The 23,105-nt window shown below is 41.1% G+C and carries 14 protein-coding genes and 1 pseudogene; 11 read left to right on the plus strand and 4 right to left on the minus strand.

Going from position 1 to position 23,105, the window contains the following annotated elements; translation table 11 throughout:
- From BHV72_RS15670 to BHV72_RS15690, 5 genes are all read left to right on the plus strand, one after another.
- Positions 1-2,292: an NADP-dependent malic enzyme gene (locus BHV72_RS15670; RefSeq protein ID WP_005682800.1), complete on the plus strand. Its 2,292-nt coding sequence runs from the start codon at positions 1-3 to the stop codon at positions 2,290-2,292.
- Entirely contained in the window at positions 2,289-2,465 is a 177-nt protein-coding gene (locus BHV72_RS15675) for a hypothetical protein (protein WP_005679529.1), read from the plus strand. The genes BHV72_RS15670 and BHV72_RS15675 overlap by 4 nt, the downstream gene beginning before the upstream one ends.
- 168 nt (positions 2,466-2,633) lie before the next feature.
- A complete protein-coding gene (locus tag BHV72_RS15680) occupies positions 2,634-3,953 on the plus strand; it encodes an NADP-specific glutamate dehydrogenase (protein WP_353744896.1) in 1,320 nt (439 codons plus the stop codon).
- A gap of 354 nt (positions 3,954-4,307) precedes the next feature.
- Positions 4,308-5,474: a PCMD domain-containing protein gene (locus BHV72_RS15685; RefSeq protein WP_286856605.1), complete on the plus strand. Its 1,167-nt coding sequence runs from the start codon at positions 4,308-4,310 to the stop codon at positions 5,472-5,474.
- Positions 5,475-5,496: 22 nt separating this feature from the next.
- The gene (locus BHV72_RS15690) at positions 5,497-6,279 is read left to right on the plus strand and encodes a porin family protein (RefSeq protein WP_005679532.1); all 783 of its coding nucleotides are present in this window, start codon (positions 5,497-5,499) and stop codon (positions 6,277-6,279) included.
- A 411-nt stretch (positions 6,280-6,690) separates the two neighbouring features.
- Here BHV72_RS15690 and BHV72_RS15695 read toward each other — a convergent pair.
- Together BHV72_RS15695 and BHV72_RS15700 are read right to left on the minus strand one after the other, a co-directional pair.
- Positions 6,691-7,529, minus strand: a pseudogene (locus tag BHV72_RS15695) (Rpn family recombination-promoting nuclease/putative transposase).
- Positions 7,530-8,418: 889 nt separating this feature from the next.
- Complete coding sequence (locus BHV72_RS15700; RefSeq protein WP_286856608.1) at positions 8,419-10,011, minus strand: PCMD domain-containing protein; 1,593 nt, start codon at positions 10,009-10,011, stop codon at positions 8,419-8,421.
- A 265-nt stretch (positions 10,012-10,276) separates the two neighbouring features.
- Here BHV72_RS15700 and BHV72_RS15705 point away from each other — a divergent pair, with 265 nt between their 5' ends.
- Positions 10,277-11,122 (plus strand): helix-turn-helix domain-containing protein, encoded by an 846-nt coding sequence (locus BHV72_RS15705; RefSeq protein WP_055173548.1) that lies wholly within the window; start codon positions 10,277-10,279, stop codon positions 11,120-11,122.
- A gap of 29 nt (positions 11,123-11,151) precedes the next feature.
- Here BHV72_RS15705 and BHV72_RS15710 read toward each other — a convergent pair whose 3' ends face one another.
- Entirely contained in the window at positions 11,152-14,121 is a 2,970-nt protein-coding gene (locus BHV72_RS15710) for a PEP/pyruvate-binding domain-containing protein (RefSeq protein WP_005679539.1), read from the minus strand.
- Between the two features lie 357 nt (positions 14,122-14,478).
- Between BHV72_RS15710 and gdhA the strand changes: the two genes are divergently transcribed.
- The 4 genes from gdhA (at position 14,479) to BHV72_RS15730 (ending at position 20,556) form a co-directional block, all read left to right on the plus strand.
- Entirely contained in the window at positions 14,479-15,816 is a 1,338-nt protein-coding gene (gdhA, locus tag BHV72_RS15715) for an NADP-specific glutamate dehydrogenase (protein ID WP_022042246.1), read from the plus strand.
- Positions 15,817-16,050: 234 nt separating this feature from the next.
- Entirely contained in the window at positions 16,051-17,214 is a 1,164-nt protein-coding gene (locus tag BHV72_RS15720) for a M24 family metallopeptidase (RefSeq protein WP_005679541.1), read from the plus strand.
- Positions 17,215-17,429: 215 nt separating this feature from the next.
- Positions 17,430-18,992: a sulfatase family protein gene (locus tag BHV72_RS15725; protein WP_005679542.1), complete on the plus strand. Its 1,563-nt coding sequence runs from the start codon at positions 17,430-17,432 to the stop codon at positions 18,990-18,992.
- Positions 18,993-19,029: 37 nt separating this feature from the next.
- Positions 19,030-20,556 carry an arylsulfatase gene (locus tag BHV72_RS15730; RefSeq protein WP_005679543.1) on the plus strand — a complete coding sequence of 509 codons (1,527 nt, stop codon included), beginning with the start codon at positions 19,030-19,032 and terminating at the stop codon, positions 20,554-20,556.
- A 116-nt stretch (positions 20,557-20,672) separates the two neighbouring features.
- Here BHV72_RS15730 and BHV72_RS15735 read toward each other — a convergent pair whose 3' ends face one another.
- Positions 20,673-22,106: a CCA tRNA nucleotidyltransferase gene (locus BHV72_RS15735; RefSeq protein WP_005679544.1), complete on the minus strand. Its 1,434-nt coding sequence runs from the start codon at positions 22,104-22,106 to the stop codon at positions 20,673-20,675.
- 115 nt (positions 22,107-22,221) lie between these two features.
- Between BHV72_RS15735 and BHV72_RS15740 the strand changes: the two genes are divergently transcribed.
- Entirely contained in the window at positions 22,222-23,061 is an 840-nt protein-coding gene (locus tag BHV72_RS15740) for an outer membrane protein assembly factor BamD (RefSeq protein ID WP_122118517.1), read from the plus strand.
- The last annotated feature ends 44 nt before the right edge of the window (positions 23,062-23,105 follow it).

Raw genomic sequence — 23,105 nt, forward strand, 5'->3', positions numbered from 1 at the left:
ATGGCTAAAATAACCAAAGAAGCCGCTTTGCTCTATCACTCACAGGGCAAACCCGGTAAGATCGAGGTAGTTCCTACCAAACCTTACAGTACACAAACCGACTTATCACTTGCATACTCTCCCGGTGTGGCAGAGCCTTGTCTTGAAATAGAGAAGAATCCGCAAGATGCGTATAAATATACAGCTAAAGGCAATCTTGTTGCCGTTATCTCCAATGGTACAGCTGTGCTCGGACTGGGTGACATAGGCGCATTGAGCGGCAAACCCGTAATGGAAGGTAAAGGACTGCTTTTCAAAATTTATGCAGGTATCGACGTGTTCGATATTGAAGTAGATGAGAAAGATCCGGAAAAATTCATTGCAGCAGTGAAAGCTATCGCTCCTACTTTCGGCGGCATCAACCTGGAAGACATCAAAGCTCCCGAATGTTTCGAAATCGAACGCCGCCTGAAAGAAGAACTGGACATTCCCGTCATGCACGACGACCAGCACGGAACGGCTATCATCTCCAGTGCCGGACTGGTGAATGCCCTGCAAGTGGCCGGAAAGAAAATCGAAGATGTAAAAATCGTCGTGAACGGTGCAGGTGCCTCTGCCGTATCTTGTACTAAATTATATGTATCACTGGGCGCACGTCTCGAAAACATCGTCATGCTGGACAGTAAAGGCGTAATCAGCAAGGCGCGTACCGATCTGAATGAACAGAAAAGATATTTTGCAACCGACCGCACGGATATCCATACATTGGAAGAAGCAATCAAAGGTGCAGATGTATTCCTCGGACTGTCAAAAGGAAATGTGCTGAGTCAGGACATGGTGCGCAGCATGGCTCCAATGCCTATCGTATTTGCACTGGCAAACCCGACACCGGAAATCTCTTACGAAGACGCTATGGCAGCACGCCCTGACGTATTAATGGCAACCGGACGTTCCGACTATCCGAACCAGATTAACAATGTAATCGGTTTCCCGTACATCTTCCGTGGTGCTCTGGATACGCATGCCAAGGCGATCAACGAAGAAATGAAAATCGCCGCCGTACACGCTATTGCCAATCTAGCAAAACAGCCTGTACCCGACGTCGTGAATGCAGCATACCACGTGAACAATCTTTCTTTCGGGCCGGAATATTTCATCCCGAAACCGGTAGACCCACGCCTCATCACCGAAGTTTCCTGTGCCGTGGCAAGAGCTGCTATGGAAAGCGGAGTGGCACGTACCGATATCAAGGATTGGGACGCTTATTGCGTACACTTGCGCGAACTTATGGGATATGAATCCAAACTGACCCGCCAACTGTATGACACCGCCCGCCGCCACCCGCAACGTGTAGTGTTTGCCGAAGGCATTCACCCGAATATGCTGAAAGCCGCCGTTGAAGCGAAAGCCGAAGGTATCTGCCATCCTATCTTATTAGGAAACGACGAAGCAATCGGCAAACTGGCGGAAGAACTCGACCTCAGCCTCGAAGGTATCGAAATCGTCAACCTCCGCCACCCGGACGAATCGGAACGCCGCGAACGTTATGCACGCATTCTGGCAGAGAAACGTTCACGCGAAGGCTTTACTTACGAAGAAGCCAACGACAAGATGTTCGAACGTAACTATTTCGGTATGATGATGGTTGAAACCGGAGATGCCGACGCGTTTATCACGGGACTTTATACGAGATATAGCAACACGATCAAAGTTGCCAAAGAAGTAATCGGCATCCAACCGGGATTCAAACATTTCGGAACCATGCATATCCTGAACTCCAAGAAAGGCACTTACTTCCTGGCAGATACATTGATTAACCGCCACCCGGATACAAGCACATTGATTGATATCGCCAAACTGTCTGACAAAACAGTCCGCTTCTTCAATCATACACCGGTCATTTCGATGTTGTCATACTCCAACTTCGGCGCCGACACCGCAGGTAGCCCTGTCAAAGTGCACGAAGCGGTGTCATATATGCAGGAAGAATATCCCGAACTGGCTATCGACGGTGAAATGCAGGTCAACTTTGCCATGAACCGTGAGTTGCGCGATGCCAAGTATCCGTTCACCCGTCTGAAAGGTAAAGATGTGAACACACTGATTTTCCCGAACTTGAGTTCTGCAAATGCCGGATACAAATTGCTGCAAGCAATGGACCCTGACACAGAATTTATCGGGCCTATCCAAATGGGATTGAACAAGCCTATCCATTTCACCGACTTCGAAAGCTCTGTTCGCGACATCGTCAATATCACCGCCGTAGCCGTGATTGATGCTATCGTAGACAAGAAGAAAAAGGAAAGCAAATGAGAAGGCCGTTATCAAAATCACAAATAGTTTGTATCAGTCTACTTTGGCTGGCTCTTTGCTATTTGGTTCTTACAAAAGCCGAACGAATTGACGGAATGACAGTAGTAATGCTTGTCATTTCGGCAGCATTAGTCTTTATTCCTGTCTATAAGTCGATCAAAAAGAATAAATAAATATCTTTTTTTCTGCTTTTAATGCGATAAAATATCAAATTTGATGTTTTATAGCATTTTTCTTTATAAAATGTTTGTTAGTTCAATTTTTATCTTTACTTTTGCAACCGCATAAGAGAAATAGATAATCGAATTTTAAACAACCAATAAAAGAAAAAAAGATTATGAATGCAGCAAAGGTATAAAAGAAGATTTCCCAATGAACCGGAGTATCATCAAGCAGTAGAAGAAGTACTTTCTACGATTGAAGAAGAATACAACAAACACCCGGAGTTTGATAAAGTAAACTTGATCGAACGTCTGTGTATTCCTGATAGAGTATATCAGTTCCGCGTGACTTGGATGGACGACAAAGGTAACATTCAGACGAACATGGGTTACCGTGTTCAGCATAACAACGCGATTGGCCCGTACAAAGGCGGTATCCGTTTCCATGCATCTGTAAACCTTTCTATCTTGAAGTTCCTTGCCTTTGAACAAACATTCAAAAACTCACTGACTACCCTGCCTATGGGTGGCGGTAAAGGTGGTTCCGACTTCTCTCCGCGCGGTAAGTCAAATATGGAAGTAATGCGTTTCGTACAGGCTTTCATGCTTGAATTATGGCGTCACGTGGGTCCTGAGACTGACGTTCCTGCCGGTGACATCGGTGTTGGTGGTCGTGAAGTAGGTTTCATGTTTGGTATGTACAAGAAACTGACTCATGAATTCACCGGAACATTTACCGGTAAAGGACGCGAATTTGGTGGTTCATTGATTCGCCCGGAAGCTACCGGTTACGGTAACATCTATTTCTTAATGGAAATGCTGAAAACTAAGGGTACTGACTTGAAAGGCAAGACTTGCCTAATTTCCGGTTCCGGTAACGTTGCTCAATACACAGCAGAAAAAGTTCTTGAACTGGGTGGCAAAGTGCTGACCATGTCCGACTCTGACGGTTACATCTATGATCCGGATGGTATCGACCGCGAAAAGCTGGATTATATCATGGAACTGAAAAACCTCTACCGTGGTCGTATCCGCGAATATGCAGAGAAATATGGTTGCAAATATGTAGAAGGAGCTCGTCCTTGGGGCGAAAAAGCAGATATCGCCCTGCCTTCTGCCACTCAGAACGAACTTAACGGCGACGATGCCAAGACATTGGTTGCCAACGGTGTAATTGCAGTTTCCGAAGGTGCTAACATGCCTTCTACTCCGGAAGCAATCAAAGTATTTCAGGATGCTAAGATTCTTTATGCTCCGGGTAAAGCGGCTAATGCTGGTGGTGTATCTGTATCAGGTCTTGAAATGACTCAGAACTCTATCAAACTGAGTTGGAGTGCAGAAGAAGTTGACGAGAAACTGAAAAGCATTATGAAGAATATCCACGAAGCTTGCGTTCAGTATGGTACTGAAGCCGACGGATATGTAAACTATGTGAAAGGTGCTAACGTAGCCGGATTTATGAAGGTTGCAAAAGCAATGATGGCACAAGGTATCGTATAATCAGCCCATAAGATATAAGTAAGCTATAGTTTATTAAAAACTCCCGCTTTCCTAAGGGAAAAGCGGGAGTTTTTTTATACAGTCTCAAAGTATGGTTCCGTAAAAGGTTACGAACTGAACGGTTATATGGGAAATGACAGGATTTTCCCGATATAATACAGAGACTCCATGAAAAATTTCGAATTGTTCATCAAACAGCGACATACATGTTATAAAACAAATCCAGCATACAGAACGGGAGTTGCCATATCATTCTCACAACCCCATTTTTTCTTTTAACATTCAATGTCAATTGATATTCAACTCTTTTATCTACCTTTGCATACGAATAATCCATTAATTCTGAATAAACAGATGAAACTAAGAAATGTATCAGCCGGAATAGTCTTATGTCTGACAATGATTTCCTGCATCCAAGATGAAGCTTTGAATGTCGAAGCAGCTATAGACGGATGCAGCGGTACTAACATCCAATTATCCACTATTAACCCTAGTAGTAAAACAGCTTCTATTTATGTATCTAAGTCTACAGACTTATCTGCATTAGAAATTAAATTCACATTACCAGACGGAGCTAGTATAGAACCTGTTAATGCAATAGCAAATGATGCTCCTCCCAAATATGACTTTTCTACTTCACAGATCCCCATTACTCCAGAACAAACATTGGAACAGTATCAACGTAAGTTCAGAGTTACATCTGAAAGTGAAACAACTGAAGCTGTCTATACCATTACTGTAATCAAATCTGAACTTCCTACAAATTTCCATTTCGAAAACTTAGTAGATGGAAGTTCCGATTACCATGAACTTTATGAATTTAATCAGCAACAAGGAGAAACGCTCCAATGGGCGAGTGGAAATCCGGGCTTCAAACTTACCGGTATGGCAAAGTCCCCCTTTGATTACCCAACTTTACAAACTGAAGGTTATATAGGTAAAGGTATTCGACTAGAGACAAAGAGTACAGGAGATTTTGGCGAAAAAGTTAAGATGCCAATTGCAGCAGGTAACCTTTTCATCGGTACATTCATAGTAAAAGATGCATTAAGAGATGCCAAAGCTGCTACAAAATTCGGATTCCCATTTTTCAAACATCCAAAAACATTAAAAGGATATTATAAATTTCAACCTGGCACTGTTTATATTTCGGGCACTGATGAAAACCGAAAGCCTATAATAGATCCTTCAATGGAAGGAAAGGATAAAGGTGATATATATGCCGTCTTATACGAAGCTGACGATGTGGAAGATTTCCTTGATGGATATAATTCCCTAAATTCCAATAAGATTATAGCTCTTGCAAGAATTCCGTCAATAGAAAAGACGAGTGAGTGGAAACAGTTTGAATTACCTTTTGAATATAAAAAAGCAATAGATGAATCAGCTCTCAAGGAAGGTAAATACAAACTCGCTGTTGTATTCTCTTCCAGCATAAATGGAGCAGAATTTAAAGGTTCAGTAGGAAGTACTTTGTGGATAGACGAGGTAACTATTCAGTGTAAAGAAGACAACGAATAATAACTTAAAAAGTAATTTATATATGAATAAATATATATTGGCTAGTATTGTTATCCTTTTTTGCAGTATCAGCCAAATCAATGCACAATCGTCCGAACACAAAGGACTACTATGGTCTTCTCTTCATGGACTAGACTATCAATTCAAAGCAGGTGTAAATATCGGTGGGACATCTCCTCTTCCCCTTCCCGAAGAAATCAGAAGCATCGAAAGCTATTCTCCCGGACTTGCTATTACTCTGGAAGGTAATGTAACAAAATGGATAGATGTCCAAAAGAAATGGGGAGTTAGTTTAGGAGTACGTCTTGCTAACAAAAACATGACTACCGAGGCTCTAGTGAAAAACTATGGTATGGAAATATTCAACGACATAGGCGGAAAAGTAGAAGGACTTTGGACAGGAGGAGTCAAGACTAAAGTCAAAATGTCTCTTTTGACAATACCCATATTAGCCAACTACAAAATCAGTGATCGCTGGAAATTGGTTGCGGGGCCTTATCTATCATATATGATGGATGGTGATTTCTCTGGACATGTTTACGAGGGCCATCTCCGCTCCCCGGATGCTACTGGTAGCCGCGTTAATTTCGAGGGTGATAATATAGCAACTTATGATTTCTCTAGCAGTCTACGCAAATTTCAATGGGGATTACAGCTAGGCGGAGAGTGGAAAGCCTATAAACACCTAAATGTGTACGCTGACCTAACATGGGGACTAAACGATATTTTCAAGAAAGACTTTACTACAATTTCGTTTGCTATGTATCCTATTTATTTGAATATAGGATTTGGATATGCATTCTAAAGATAAGTACACAGGGAATCTCCTATGTAAAACCGAAATATTATTTTAAGAGAGTATACAAAAAGAGGCTGTCTCAAAATAGAAAAATTGGATAGACTTACTTATAATCTATAAGTTACGATATAAAAATCTCCTGTTTTAGCTTTCATCTATCTTAATGATATGGCTAAAACCAGGAGATTTTTTACTTTTAAGTTTCAATCTATAAGATTTTTGCTTTAGCAATTCTATTTTGAGACAGCCTCTTTTTAGTTTAGTTTTCAAGCGAAAGGAAGCTATATTTAATTTAACAAAAGAAAACCTCCAACAGAAAAAATTATTCAGTAGGAAAGGAATATATTTATAATTTCACTCATTACCGTACGGAGACGAATGAAATGCTATAATAGTTTGCAACATTGCTTTTGCAGCCTATAACTCTTTGATTTCATCAAGAGACAGTCCTGTGTATTTGGATATGAAATCAACCGCTAATCCGTCCGACTTCATTTTTCGGGCAACTTCAAGCTTCTCTTGCTCGATACTTTTTTCAATCCTCTGCGTTCCGCACTGTTATACAACGTCTTTTCCACGCTGATAATGTCCCAAAAATTTTCATATCCCAGCAGTTGCGCATCGGTAAAAGCTGATTCCTCCAATGCATTAATAGCTTTTTTCACTTCCGGATTATCTATCAAATCTTCGGGCACTTCGCGAGTGTTTTCGTTGATTTCGGTCAGATAGCGTAACCACAACACTTGCATCTTCTTTTCACTATATGTATGCGGGCTGAACTTGGGTAGTTCTACGAATATCAAATGCAGGCCATCAATCACTCTATCGGTATTCTCCTCATGAACCAGACGATAATAGTGATAGAAAACCGGTAATTCAGATTCAAACATTTCGTTCACTAGATTGAGCGAATACACAGGTTGAAGCAGTTCATATTACTCGCCCGAATTGATTTGGCGTACGTATGCTTTGGAAGCATTGAGCAATACACGCTGCTTGAATTCCAGAGACCAGATCATCTGCATCTCAGCAATAAACTACTGCCTTCCGAACTTATCCTTGCAACGCACGTCCACAATGCTGTTTTTACGCAATGGATTATCCGGCACAATTTCGGCAGGAAGATATTCAATATCAGTAATCTCCTGACCGACAGAAATGGGAAGCAAGGCGTTAAGCAAGCTCATCACTAAATCGGGATGCTCACCAAATACACGTTTAAAAGTCAAGTCCGCCTTTGGATCTAAGTATTTCATAATCTCATTATTTATTTTTTAGACATACAAAAATAAAATTTATTTTTCTAATAAAAGAGAAGAAAGGAGATATTTGCCCCGATAGGGCACGGCTTTTTCATTTAAGAAATATTGTTCATCGCTTGTTATTGTAGTAAAAATCCTACTGCGCAGCGATGCGGAAACACCGCCTTAGGTGTTTCTTCTTATCGTTCATTTTTGACGGGATACTATCTCCTTGTGTTGATTGGTTTGAATTATCTGCATATTTGGAAGAAATGAAAAATGTTATCTTATATTACTTCGTAAATGGATGCACTTTTCGATGCTCCTCTATTCTATAATACAGTTTTCTCTATTTTTACAACCAGCTATTCCGCTATTAATAAACTTGATTTCTGTTTATAATAAACTTTTGGATAGTTTATTATAAACGGTATCCGAGTTTATTAAAAACTATTTTTCCCGTTTTTCGGAAATGGATTAAATGTTTAAAGTAAAAATATAAACAAAATAGGGCAATAATCGTTAGACTATTGCCCTATATCATATCTATCCTGATACTAAAATATATCAGTCAGAATGTTATTTATGTATCTATTGTTCTTATATTTCTCATACTGTTTATCACTTTTATTTTTTCAAAGATACAAAATAAAAAGTCGTTTGTCAAGTATTTCAGAAGAAAAGCAGACTATTCATGCACGGCTGAGATAATAAGGGGCTATCAGTAAGCTTCTGATTACCAATAACGGGAATTCCTCTCATGCCGCATTGGCATGGATGGGGGAATCGAACGACTAATTCAAAGCTTAAATGAAAAAGCCGTGCCGATAGGGTACACATTATCTTATTAAAAAAGCCGGAATGCATTCTACATTCCGGCTTTTTTAATAAGATATGAATTGATTTATTTTTTATATATTACTTCTATATCATCTACCCATAATTTACTCTCTGGAGCTCCCCAAAATTTATCTCCTTCTTTACTAGATGAACAAACAATAGCAAAACGATATTTTTGATTTATATCAAACTCTGCGTCACCATAATCTAAAGTTATAGTAAATTCTTTCCATTGTCCGTCAGTACTTCCTCCTTCAACTCCTCCTTTTGCTACAACACGACTAGAAGTATAAAAATTATTATCACCAGATTCTCCTGTCAGATAATCTGAAAAACCAGTCTCATCATATTCTTCTGTAGTATATAAAGATACCTTTATAGAATATTGATCAGCATATTCACCTTTAGATACATCTATGGTAGCTTTATCAGTTGCATCTGATTCACATGTATAGAAATCCTTACCTGATTCATATTTATACCATCCCTTTACTGCAACTGGTCTTCCTAAAGAATTATTAAATTGATTACCAAATTTTGTACTATTCAGAGTATTACCCGCATTAGTACTCCATGTCCCTAGAAATAGAGAGCCTGTTGTTATTGTAGGTATCAAACCTCCAACACCACCTTTGGAATTTATAGTTCTAAGTAATGCACTCTTACCATTATGACCTTCACTTTCTTCAGTAACTAACCACTTACTCCTTCCTAACATAGGTTTAAACATTCCCATTTCTACTATGCCATAATTACTTGTACACCATCCTGTTGGAGTAGTAAAGGTTTCCTCATCCCCAAACATCGGTTTATGTGTAACAGGATCCCACTCTTCAAAATCATAACTAACTACAAAAGCACGTCCTGAAATAGAAGCCGTATAAATTTTAGAACTTCCATCTTCAGCTACGACAGTAAAAATAGCCTTATTTGAAGAAAAATCCACAGTTGCACCACTTGCAGGTGTTACAGTTGCTTTAGCAGAAACTTCAATAGTAGGCACCAATTTCTTCAAATCATCTGTTGTTACATCTTTTAAAACCTCAAAAACAATAGTCCCGTCTTCTTCATTGACTATTGGTTCTGAAAAAACGACAGCATTAGCTTCAACAGATTTATCAAAAGTAAAACTCAAAATTTTAGCCTCAGTACTTTCTGTTCCAGCCAACTTAGTTCCCTTATAATCAACCTTAACCTGCAATGTTCCACCACCAACTTTAACGTCGACAATCATTGCAAGATTTCCACTACCAATAGTACCGGAAACCGCTACATCACAGTCTCCTACTAAAAGAGTCATCTTTTGATTACCAGAAAACTTATAAGAAGTACCTTCTACCGTTACAGGACAGTTTTCCACAGCAATAGTACCAAGATTAAGTTCCTCACTACCTAAAAAGAAAACAAAATCTCTCAATTCTAATTTAACAGCAGTATCAGAAGCCTTAGTTACATAGACTTTTTGGGATAAACCGGAAGCTATTGGATCTGGCACGCCAACATAATATACATCCATTGTCCCTTTATAATCACCTGCCATCTCTTGCTCAATAGGAATAACTGTCGGAGTATCATCACCATCGTCATCACTACAAGATGTAAACAATGTCACTGTACACAATACAGCAAACAGATAATAAAATAATCTCTTGTTCATTTCTAAATTCTCTTTTTAATTAATAAAAGCAAATGCGTGATATTCCCATCGCACACAAATGCCAAAATTTCACAGGCGCAAAGTAACTATTATTTTCACACACCTGCAAGGTCTATTTTTCTTGTTTCTGTTCTATTTTTAAAGAAAAGCGCCTAAAATATCTTATAAGATACCGTTTTACGAGTCAAAATTATAATTTTTGAAAAGAAAAACAGCCCATTAATCATAATCCATATATCTTTGTATAAAGTAAAAAGTGTGAGAAATGAAAGAACTACCCAAAATAGATTTACCCGAAGAATGGCTCATAGGTACAGGAGTAAACAAGGCATTGCTTAGCTTGTATACCAACTTTCCTTGCCGACTGAAATCGGAAATATTCGTGCTATGCATGGAGGGAGAAATCGAAGCCTCGGTCAATCTAAATCGCATAACAGTACGGGCTAATGACTTCGTTACAATTATGCCCGGAAGTATTCTTCAGATACACAGTGTCAATGGAGAACCGATGCTTTATTTCGGAGGCTTCTCATCAAAATACATAGAGCAAGCCAATTTACTTCCTTCGGCTATCAACACCCTATTTATAACGATAGGCCGACCGGTTATTTCATTAAAGCCGGAAGGAGCCAAACTACTGGCAGAATACTTTCAATTCTTGATAAAGCTATATGATTTTTTCGACGAATCAACCCGCAAAGGAATTACTCCGCACTTGTATAATAATATACATACCGGAATAGCTGCCATGTATAACAACCAGCTACAAAACACGAAAGAGTATTCGTCTAAAAGCGAGTTAATCTACAAAAACTTCACTCAACTGGTGATACAAAATTACAATAAGACGCGCAATGTAGCATGGTATGCCGAGAAACTCAAAATATCAAATATTCACCTCTGTACTACTGTAAAGAAAGTGACAGGAAACACCTGTGTCGAAATCATCTCACACATGGTAATTATGGATGCCAAATCACAACTGAAATCGACCAATATCCCCATCCAGGAAATTTCCAACTCACTCAATTTCGCCAACACATCATTCTTCGGCAAATACTTCAAACGATATGTTGGCATGAGTCCATTAGCATATAGGAATAGCGGATAAACAACATCGGTCTTAATTAACAGAATCACTTAATCTTCCGGCCTTAAAACGACACCCAGTTTTTTCTTTCCGTCCATCTTGACTATCATCGGCTTCTCAAAACGGACATGACGCAAGAATTTCGTTTCGTCTACCGCCGGTTGGGCATTAAGGAAATCCTGATCGTAAACACCGTCATTCATAAAAGCGTTGATAGTGAAATAGCCTACTCCGAAAGAAGTCAGGTTCTGGAAGAAGTGTGTGCCTTGACTCGGATCTACGCGGTAATTAGTCAAACCGGCTTCCACTATCACACGGGCAGCAGAAATATGCGGCCATTTCACCGGAATACCCAACCATGTATCGCTGCTTCCCCAACGTCCCGGACCGACAAGTACATAATTCTTACCTTCATTCAGGAACTGCCGGTTGATTTTTTCTATTTCCCAAGCAATAGCCTGATTGTTCGAAGCACTGTAACCCTCAGTCTTTACATAGACAATATCGTGAATTTCGTTCATAATGCCATGTCCCAACGAATTATAAGAACGAAGGATAACGTCCTCATCCCGTATCTCATTCAAATCTTCATCCAACATTTCCTTACTATCCACAATCGGCCGGATCTGTAACAAATAAAATGTGCCTGTCTTATCCTGCTCGCGACTCATGGTAGCCGCAAACTCAATTTCAACCGGACGGCGCATTTCCTGTTCGCCATACTTCAGCACTAATTGAAGAATCCGAGGCAACGGGAATACATCATGTTGCAGAATGTTTGCAAACGTAATCACCTTGCGTCCGCCCGGATACAAACCGTCACGGATAACCTGATCGTAAGGATCGTATGTAGAAGCAATATACCGCAAAGCTCCATCGTTTTCCGCCTCTTTCACATGAAGTTTCAACAAATTGAAGCCATCATCGATAGAGAAATCATGCCCTGCATTCTTCAAATCCAAGGCATAGAAGCGGGTCTGGGTTTCTTTCAGAGCTATTTCCATTTCGCTGGTCTGTAACACCTGATTGGGGTGATAAGGAGAGAAACGAAGCGTCATACCGCCGTCTACAATATATTTTCCCAATCCCAGTGCCAGATTGACGGTTCCTTCCTCCGCTTTTTCATCACCCAACGGATAATAATTCAGCGAACGCGCCACACCGGACATGGATGGATAATAACGGTCACCATACTGATTGCCGACTACTTCCTGCAAAATAACGGCCATTTTTTCCTGATCGATCACATTCGATGTAGCCTGCATATAGGCTTTACTATCCCGAAAATAAACGGAAGCATAAACGCCTTTGATTGCATCGGAAAGCATACGCAACATCTCATACCGATCGTCCAGATAAGGAATCATATAAGTGTTATAGATTCCGGCAAACGGCTGATAGTGAGAATCTTCCAACAAAGAAGAAGAACGGATAGCAATAGGCGATTTCACCACATCAAAGAAAGTAAAGAAGTCCTCTACCAGTCTGTCCGGCAATTTTGCTTTCAGGAAATATCGCAATATCGTATCATCATCCGCATCCGAAAGCGCAATCTGATACAGATTGTTAATGTCCATAAATTCATCGAATACGTCCGTACAAAGCACCACTGTCTTAGGAATGGCAACACGGGCATTCTCAAACTCTTCAAATTCGGGATAACGTTTCACCATATTATCTATAAAAGCCAAACCGCGTCCCTTTCCTCCCAACGAACCGTCACCGATACGGGCAAAGTTGGAATAACGGTCGAAACGGTCACGTTTAAAGACGGCAACCACTCCCTGATTCTTCATTTTACGGTATTTCACAATCGCTTCAAAGATAATCCGGCGATGCGCATCCACGTCCTGAAGGCTGCTCCACGTAATAGGTTTCAAAAACTCTGCCACCGGGAACATGGCGCGTGAATAAAGCCAGCGTGACACATGATTCCGGCTAATATGATACAAGAAAGACTCGGCAGGCACAGCGAACAGGATATTCTGCAATTCTTTCAGATTACGTACACGGGCAATCTCCTCCCCTGTCTCCGGATTACGGAACACAAAGTCGCCGAAACCAAAGTTATCAGAAACGATACGCCGCAGGTCGACGTCCATTTTCTTGGAGTTCTTGTCGATAAAACTAGCGCCATACTTTGCTGCATACGAAGCGTTCTCTGATTCGGAAGACTGGATAATCAACGGTACAAACGGATCATTCTTACGTATCTCAGCGCATAACTTAATACCCGCCAGACCGTCTTTTTCGCCACGCTCCACCTTCGGGAAACGTACGTCTGTGATAACACCTAATATATTGTTCTGATATTTACGATAGACCTCCATTGCCTCTTGATACGTGCGTGCCAGAACGATTTTAGGACGTCCACGCATACGGAGTGTACGCTGATGCGCATTCAACGCCTCGGTAGAAAATTCCTGGCTTTGCTTTAGCACGAATTTATACAAGTTGGGAAGAATGGAGGAATAGAAACGGATACCGTCTTCCACCAAAAGAATCAACTGTACACCGACTTCCTGCACATCATGTTCCAGATTCATCTTATCCTCCATTAACTTAATGATAGAAACCAACAAATCCGTATTACCCAGCCAGCAGAATACGTATTCGAACGCACTCAGATCTTCGTTGATAATCCTCTTTGTAATACCATGGCTGAAAGGAGTCAGAATGACAATAGGAATATGCTCATATTTCTCTTTAATGTGACGGCCGATGTCGAAACTGTCATTATCACCCGTACTCGGCATACAAATTACCAGGTCGAACGACATATTCTCCAATTGCGTCAAAGCCTCTTCCTCCGTAGATACTTGTGAGAAACGCGGCGGATAACGCAAGGACAAAGAGGTGTATTCATTGAATATCTTTTCATCAATACGTCCGTCATCTTCCAACATGAAAGCGTCATAAGGGTTGGCTATTAACAACACGTTGAAAATCCGCCTGGTCATCAGGTTGGCGAACTGCGTATCTTTGAAGTAAAGCTGGTTTAATTTATATTTACTGAGCATAAAATTATTCTCCTTTCTTATTCCAAATCATCATGTTTCCAAAATCCGGTTTGCAAAGTTAATTTTTTAAATCTCATTTTCTATCATCTTCTTTATAAAGTTTACTTGCTTATCTCTTATTATTTTGTAGATTTGTAACATTAAGTTTATCCTCGATTTTTTTATTCACATGAAAAAAGTAACATTATTAATGTGCGAATACTATAAGCTCCTTAGCTAGTATCCCCGACTCTATCATTTTATCATTATTTAATCAAAATATAGCCATAAAATCAATCACATTTGAAAACTTTTCCTATATTTGCAGTATAGTTAGTTGACATTTTATCAGAACAACCTTTTTAAAAACATACTATTATGAACATCCAGAAAATCATGTCCTCTTTGGAGGCAAAACATCCCGGTGAGTCTGAATATCTTCAAGCAGTGAAGGAAGTACTTCTTTCTATCGAAGACATCTACAATCAACATCCTGAATTTGAAAAAGCCAAAATCATCGAAAGATTGGTAGAACCAGACCGTATTTTTACTTTCCGTGTCACTTGGGTAGACGATAAAGGAGAAGTTCAAACAAATCTCGGCTATCGCGTACAATTCAACAATGCGATTGGTCCGTACAAAGGTGGTATTCGTTTCCATGCTTCGGTCAATCTTTCCATCCTTAAATTCCTCGGATTCGAACAGACGTTCAAAAACGCGCTGACTACCCTGCCTATGGGCGGAGGTAAAGGTGGTTCGGACTTCTCTCCACGTGGAAAGAGCGATGCTGAAATTATGCGTTTCTGCCAGGCATTTATGTTGGAATTGTGGCGCCATTTAGGTCCGGATATGGATGTGCCTGCCGGTGACATTGGCGTGGGCGGACGTGAAGTAGGTTATATGTTCGGTATGTACAAAAAGCTGACCCGCGAATTTACCGGAACATTTACCGGTAAAGGACTGGAATTTGGCGGTTCGCTGATTCGTCCCGAAGCTACCGGTTTCGGTGGTTTATATTTTGTCAATCAAATGTTGCAGACAAAAGGAATTGATATTAAAGGTAAGACCGTTGCCATCTCCGGTTTTGGTAATGTAGCCTGGGGAGCAGCTACGAAAGCTACCGAGTTGGGTGCAAAAGTTATCACAATCTCGGGCCCGGATGGATACATCTACGACCCGGACGGAATCAGCGGCGAAAAGATAGACTATATGCTCGAGTTGCGTTCTTCGGGTAATGACATTGTAGCTCCTTACGCTGAACAATATCCGAATGCTACATTCGTAGAAGGCAAACGCCCGTGGGAAGTAAAAGCAGACATTGCACTTCCATGCGCAACTCAAAACGAATTAAATGGAGAAGATGCACAAAATCTCATAAAAAATGACGTACTTTGTGTCGGAGAAATTTCTAACATGGGATGTACTCCCGAAGCAATCGATTTATTTATCGAACATAAAACGATGTATGCTCCGGGTAAGGCAGTCAATGCCGGCGGTGTTGCCACTTCCGGCCTGGAAATGTCTCAAAACGCAATGCACCTGAGCTGGAGCGCTGCCGAAGTAGATGAAAAGCTTCATGCGATCATGCACGGCATCCATGCCCAATGCGTGAAATACGGCACAGAACCCGACGGATATATTAATTATGTGAAGGGTGCTAATATTGCCGGATTTATGAAAGTAGCTCACGCAATGATGGGACAAGGCGTTATTTAAAAAGACTTTGTTTAGTTGTATTTGTATTTGTGGTTTTGCGCTACTCGCCTCCTGTGACAGGACGCGGGTAGTGCTATTTTTTTGAGATTAACATTATTTTCAATGGAATTAATTATCTTTGTGGCATAATAAGGTAAATAATAGATTATGAATTTGTTGTTCACAGTAAACAACTCACAATTAATGATTTACTATTAGCAATTGTGTAATTATTAATCATGTAACAAATATAAAATGCTACAACCCGAATTAAAACTTCGCCGCGATAAGATTCGCAGTCTGATGGCGTTACAGGGCATTGACGCCGCACTTATTACTTGTAATGCTAATTTAATTTACACGTATGGTTGCGTAGTCAGTGGTTATCTCTATCTCCCACTACACTCACCTGCTTTACTGTTTTTTAAACGTCCCAACAATATCACAGGAGAACATTCATTCTCAATCCGCAAACCAGAACAAATTGTAGATTTGCTAAAAGAAAAAGGATTGCCCATGCCTGCCAAGTTAATGTTGGAAGGTGACGAACTCCCTTACTCGGAATATTGCCGGTTGGCAAGCTTGTTTCCTGAAACGGAAGTAGTCAACGGCACTCCGTTAATCCGCCAGGCACGTAGTGTAAAAACTGCCATTGAAATTGAAATGTTCCGTCGTTCGGGCATTGCTCACGCCAAAGCCTACGAACAAATCCCCAGCGTATACCGCCCCGGCATGACGGACATCGAATTTTCTATCGAAATCGAACGTCTGATGCGTCTGCAAGGCAATTTGGGAATCTTCCGCGTTTTCGGACGTAGCATGGAAATCTTCATGGGTAGCGTGCTGACCGGAGACAATGCCGGATACCCCTCTCCATACGACTTTGCTTTAGGTGGCCAAGGCCTCGACCCTGCCCTGCCGGGAGGGGCGAATAAAACCCCACTGAAAGAAGGCCAGAGTGTAATGATTGACTTAGGCGGCAACTTCAATGGATACATGGGTGACATGAGCCGTGTATTCTCTATTGGGAAATTACCGGAGGAAGCGTATGCTGCTCATCAGGTCTGCCTGGATATTCAGGAAAAAATCGCTTCTATCGCCAAGCCGGGTATTCCTTGCGAAACCCTTTACAACACTGCCATAGAAATGGTGACTGCTGCCGGATTTGCAGATAAATTTATGGGCACGCAACAGCAGGCCAAATTTATCGGTCACGGTATCGGACTCGAAATCAACGAGGCACCCGTGTTAGCTCCCCGCATGAAACAAGAACTGGAACCGGGAATGGTCTTTGCTCTTGAGCCTAAAATCGTTCTTCCGGGTATAGGTCCGGTAGGAATAGAAAACTCTTGGGTAGTAACGAACGAAAGAATAGAAAAACTGACGAACTGTAACGAAGAAATTATTGAATTGAAATAGTTTATATTCAAAAAATATGCTGACAAATCCGGGATATATCAATTAATGCCAAAAAACAACTTCCGGGGTATTAATATAAAGCAACTTTACTCTCTATTTTTTTAAAGAATGAGAATAAAGTTGCTTTCAATGATTAAATATACTATATTAGCGTCTTAAAAACACATGGACAATAAAAAATTAAACACCTTAATCAATATAAATTTAATAAAACAATGAAACAACCTTTGCTTTTTACCCTTTTATCTTCTGCTGCCTGTGTGGCCACAGCCGCAGACAAAGCCCCCAAACAAACCACCCCCGAAAAAGCAAAAACACCCAACGTTGTGTTTATCTATGCCGACGATCTCGGTTATGGAGATTTGGAATGTTACGGAGCTAAAAACGTACAAACTCCCAATGTCAACAGATTAGCAAAATCAGGTATTCGCTTCACTAATGCCCACGCCACCGCTGCAACCAGTACCCCTTCCCGTTATTCCATGCTGACAGGAGAATATGCTTGGCGCAAAAAAGGAACAGACGTAGCTGCCGGAAATGCCGGCATGATTATCCGTCCCGAACAATATACCATGGCGGATATGTTCAAAAGTACCGGTTATGCTACCGGAGCTATCGGAAAATGGCACTTGGGATTAGGAGACAAAGCCGGTACACAAGATTGGAACGCTCCACTGCCATGTGCATTGGGAGACTTAGGATTTGACTACCATTACATTATGGCAGCTACCGCTGACCGTGTACCTTGCGTATACATTGAAAACGGGAAAGTAGCCAACTACGATCCTAGTGCACCTATCGAAGTAAGCTATCAAAGAAATTTTGAAGGTGAACCTACCGGAAAGAGCAATCCGGAAATGCTTTATAACCTGAAACCTAGTCACGGACACGATATGTCTATCGTCAATGGCATTTCCCGCATCGGCTTTATGAAAGGTGGAGGTAAAGCTCTTTGGAAAGACGAAAACATTGCTGACTCTCTGACAACACATGCCATTCAGTTTATTGAAGAAAATAAGGATAAACCTTTCTTCCTTTATTTTGCAACAAATGATGTACACGTTCCTCGTTTCCCCCATGACCGTTTTAGAGGAAAGAACCCAATGGGACTGAGAGGTGACGCCATTGTACAATTCGACTATTGTGTCGGTGAAATTCTGAATACACTTGAAAAACTAGGCTTGAGAGAAAACACATTAATTATTCTTTCAAGTGACAACGGCCCGGTAGTTGACGACGGATATGATGATAAGGCGGAAGAACTCCTTAACGGACACAGCCCTGCAGGACCATTAAGAGGTAATAAATATAGTGCATTTGAAGGAGGGACCCGTATCCCGGCTATCTTAAGCTGGCCGAAAGAAGTGAAAAAAGGTAAAACATCGGATTTGTTGGTTTCTCAGGTCGATTGGTTAGCTTCACTGGCTTCTCTGACCGGAGCTGTTATGCCCAAAGGCACTGCACCTGATAGTTACAACTTCCTGGGAAGCTGGCTAGGCAAAGAAAAGAAAGACCGTCCGTGGGTAATCGAACAAGCTTCCAATCATACACTATCTGTCCGCACAAAAGATTGGAAATATATCGAACCGAATGGGGGACCGAAAATGATCCAGTGGGGACCGAAAATCGAAACCGGTAACTCAAAAGAACCGCAACTGTATAAAATGGAAGAAGTGAAAGAAGTAACTAATTATGCTTCTCAAATGCCAGAAAAAGTGGCAGAGCTACAAACTATCCTTCAGGGTGTACGCGAAGGAAAAGACCTTATCGGCAAATAATTTAAACAACCCATACAACATTTAATTACGTAACATTATGAATTACAAATCTATATCATTAATAAGCGGCACATTACTCCTTTCCACTCTCTCCGCCAACGGACAGAAAAAGGATTCCAAACCCAACATTATATTTATCCTCTGTGACGACATGGGATATGGCGACTTAGGATGCTACGGCCAGCCATTCATACGCACTCCCCATATAGACGCTATGGCAAGCGAAGGAATGCGCTTCACACAAGCGTATGCAGGCAGCCCGGTCAGCGCACCTTCCAGAGCTTCATTTATGACAGGACAACATACAGGTCACTGTGAAGTACGCGGAAACAAAGAGTATTGGGGAAATTCACCCATTATCATGTACGGAAACAACAAAGAATATTCGGTAGTGGGACAACATCCTTATGATCCGGATCACGTTATCCTACCGGAAATTATGAAAGACAACGGATATACCACCGGTATGTTCGGTAAATGGGCCGGAGGTTACGAAGGATCTTGCTCTACTCCGGACAAACGCGGCATAGATGAATATTATGGTTACATTTGCCAATTCCAAGCTCACCTCTACTACCCTAATTTCTTAAACCGATATAGTAAAGCTCTGGGCGATACAGGAGTAGTACGTATAGTAATGGACGAAAACATCAAATACCCGATGTACGGTCCTGAATATCAGAAACGCTCGCAATATTCTGCCGACATGATTCACGAGAAAGCAATGGAATGGCTGGACCAACAGGATACCAAACAGCCTTTCTTCGGCATATTTACCTACACTTTGCCTCACGCAGAACTGGTACAACCGGAAGATTCGATCTTAAACGAGTATAAAGCAAAATTCGATCCGGATAAGGTTTACAAAGGAAGCGAAGGTTCAAGATACAATGCTATCACCCATACACACGCTCAATTTGCCGCCATGATTACCCGCCTGGACTATTATGTAGGGGAAGTTTTGAAGAAATTGAAAGAAAAAGGATTGGATGAAAACACATTAGTTATCTTCTCCAGCGACAACGGGCCTCACGAAGAAGGAGGAGCCGACCCTACTTTCTTCGGTAGAGACGGAAAATTGCGCGGACTGAAACGCCAATGCCACGAGGGAGGAATCCGCATTCCATTCATTGCCCGTTGGCCGGGACACGTACCGGCAGGCAAAGTCAATGACCACATCTGCGCTTTCTATGATTTAATGCCTACTTTCTGTGATGTGGCCGGCATCAAAAATTATGAAAAGAAATACCGTAATAAAGAAAAAGAAGTTGACTATTTCGACGGAATTTCTTTCGCACCGACCTTGCTTGGCAAGAAAAAACAGAAACAACACGACTTCCTGTATTGGGAATTTAACGAAACCAACCAGATAGCAGTGCGCATGGATGATTGGAAATTAATCGTTAAAAAAGGAAAGCCGTTCCTATATAACCTAAAGACAGATATTCACGAAGACAACGATGTAGCACTCCAACATCCGGATATCGTAGAAAAGTTGAAAAAAGTTATATTTGAACAACGCATACCTAACCCATATTTTTCTGTGACACTGCCTAAGCAGTAACCGGATCAACAAAACAAGAAAACAGTGAACACTGTATGGAGTAGATTCATTAAGTGTTCACTGTTTTCTTGTTTATACAGATTTAGACTTATACAAATAGTAAAAACAACCGCCAATTAGTCAAGTGGTTTCAATCCCATTTTCGCAGCTCTTTCCAACATAAAGGCATGAGCGGCCTCATATTCATTCGGGATAACTCCATCCAATATAGCATCTTTAATCGCACTTTTCAAAGCCCCGACTTCACGGCAAGGCTGCAAACCGAAGGTTTCCATGATTTCCTCCCCACTTACCGGAGGCTGAAAATTACGAATCCGGTCTTTCTCCTCCAAGTCTTTCAATTTCTGACGAACCAACTGGAAATTATTCAAGAAACGTTGCTTACGCTCCATATTCTTTGAAGTAATATCCGCTTCACACAAAGTCATCAAATCATCAATATCATCTCCCGCCTCAAAAAGCAGACGACGAACAGCCGAATCTGTCACCACGTCATCCGCAATCACGATTGGTCTCATGTGCAGACTAACCATTTTCTGTACATACTTCATCTTCTCATTCATCGGCAACTTCATCTTACGGAAAATATTCGGAACCATTTTTTCACCGATGAAATTATGGTTATGGAACGTCCAGCCAGCTTTTGGTTCCCAACGTTTAGTGGCAGGTTTGGCAATATCATGCAACAAGGCAGCCCAACGCAGCCAAAGATTATCCGTTTTCTTGCTGATATTATCAAGTACTTCCAACGTATGATAAAAGTTATCCTTATGCGAACGTCCATTCCGTGTTTCTACCCCCTGCAAAGCAGCCAGTTCGGGAAAGATTAACGACAACAACCCACTACGCTCCAAGTCAATAAAGCCCTTTGAAGGAACAGGCGAAAGAATTATCTTATTCAATTCATCTGCAATACGCTCACGGGATATGATGTTGATCCGTTCCCTATTACGGCAAAGCGATTCAAAAGTGTCATCATCAATGTAAAAATTCAGTTGCGTAGCGAAACGGATACAGCGCATCATACGTAACGGATCATCACTAAACGTAATATCCGGATCAAGAGGAGTACGAATCGTCTTCTCCTTCATATCTTCCATACCGCCGAACGGATCTACCAGTTCCCCAAAACGTGCTTTATTCAGGCAAACGGCAAGAGCATTAATCGTAAAATCACGACGGTTCTGATCATCTTCCAGTGTTCCGTCTTCCACGATAGGTTTTCGTGAATCCCGATGATATGACTCTTTGCGAGCTCCTACAAATTCTACTTCCGTGCCTTTATATTTTACTTGTGCCGTTCCGAAATTCTTGAAAACAGAGACATGAGCACCACGTCCCAGACGTTTTCCAAGTGCTTCTGCCATAGCAATTCCACTGCCTACAACTACTACATCTATATCTTTAGAGGGACGTTGCAGAAAAATATCGCGAACGTAACCACCTACCACATAGCACTCTAAGCCCAGTGCATCGGCAGTTTCGGCTATTTGTCCGAAGATTGGTTCGCTGAAATGCTGCTTCAATTCCTCTTGAGTCAACTCTATCATTCCTTTTAGTTATAAGTTTTGAGGGGGCAAAATTACAAAAATAAGGGATATATTTGTATTTTTGTCGCTAATAAAGTAAACGAAGGATGATGAACAATAAAATATATACAGTATGATAAAAAAACTGATTTACCTCTTTTGCGGCACATTAGTGCTGACAGCTTGCGGAAATAGCATTGAAAAAAAAGCGAACGAGAAACTGGTGATTGCTAAAGCCGCTTATGAACGTGGCGACTACGAAGAAGCAAAGTCTCAAATCGACAGTATCAAAATTTTGTATCCGAAAGCATTCGAAGCGCGTAAAGCCGGTCAGGAACTAATGCTGGATGTTGAGACGAAAGCACAACAAAAAACACTTGCGTATCTGGACAGTGCCCTGCAAGTAAAACAACAGGAATTTGATGCAATCAAAGACAAATTCACGCTGGAGAAAGATGCGGAGTACCAGCAAATAGGAAATTATCTGTGGCCTACCCAAACCGTTGAAAAGAATCTGCACCGTTCATATCTACGCTTTCAGGTAAATGAACAAGGTATCATGAGTATGACTTCTATTTATTGTGGCAGTAATAACATTCATCACGTCGGTGTCAAAGTAATTGCTCCTGACGGCAGTTTTGCAGAAACTCCTACATCCAAGGACAGTTATGAGACAGTCGATATGAACGAAAAGATAGAAAAAGCGGACTATAAACTCGGAGAAGACGGAAGCGTAATCGAATTTCTGAATCTCAATAAAGACAAGAATATCCGGGTTGAATATCTCGGCGACCGTATTTACAAAACGACCATGAGCCCCACTGACCGTCAGGCAGCAGCAAATATCTACCAATTATCACAGATCCTTTCGGCAATGCAGCAAATCAAGAAAGAACAGGAAGCTGCGAATCTGAAAATCGAGTTCATCAATAAAAAGAAAGAACGGAAAGCACAGGAAACTGCAACAGAGCAATAGTCAACAGCCTATCATAAACTGTAATTCTAAAATAAGGAGGAGCC

The organism is Bacteroides sp. 43_46, from assembly GCF_001915455.1.
In the GTDB taxonomy this organism is placed as follows: domain Bacteria; phylum Bacteroidota; class Bacteroidia; order Bacteroidales; family Bacteroidaceae; genus Bacteroides; species Bacteroides caccae.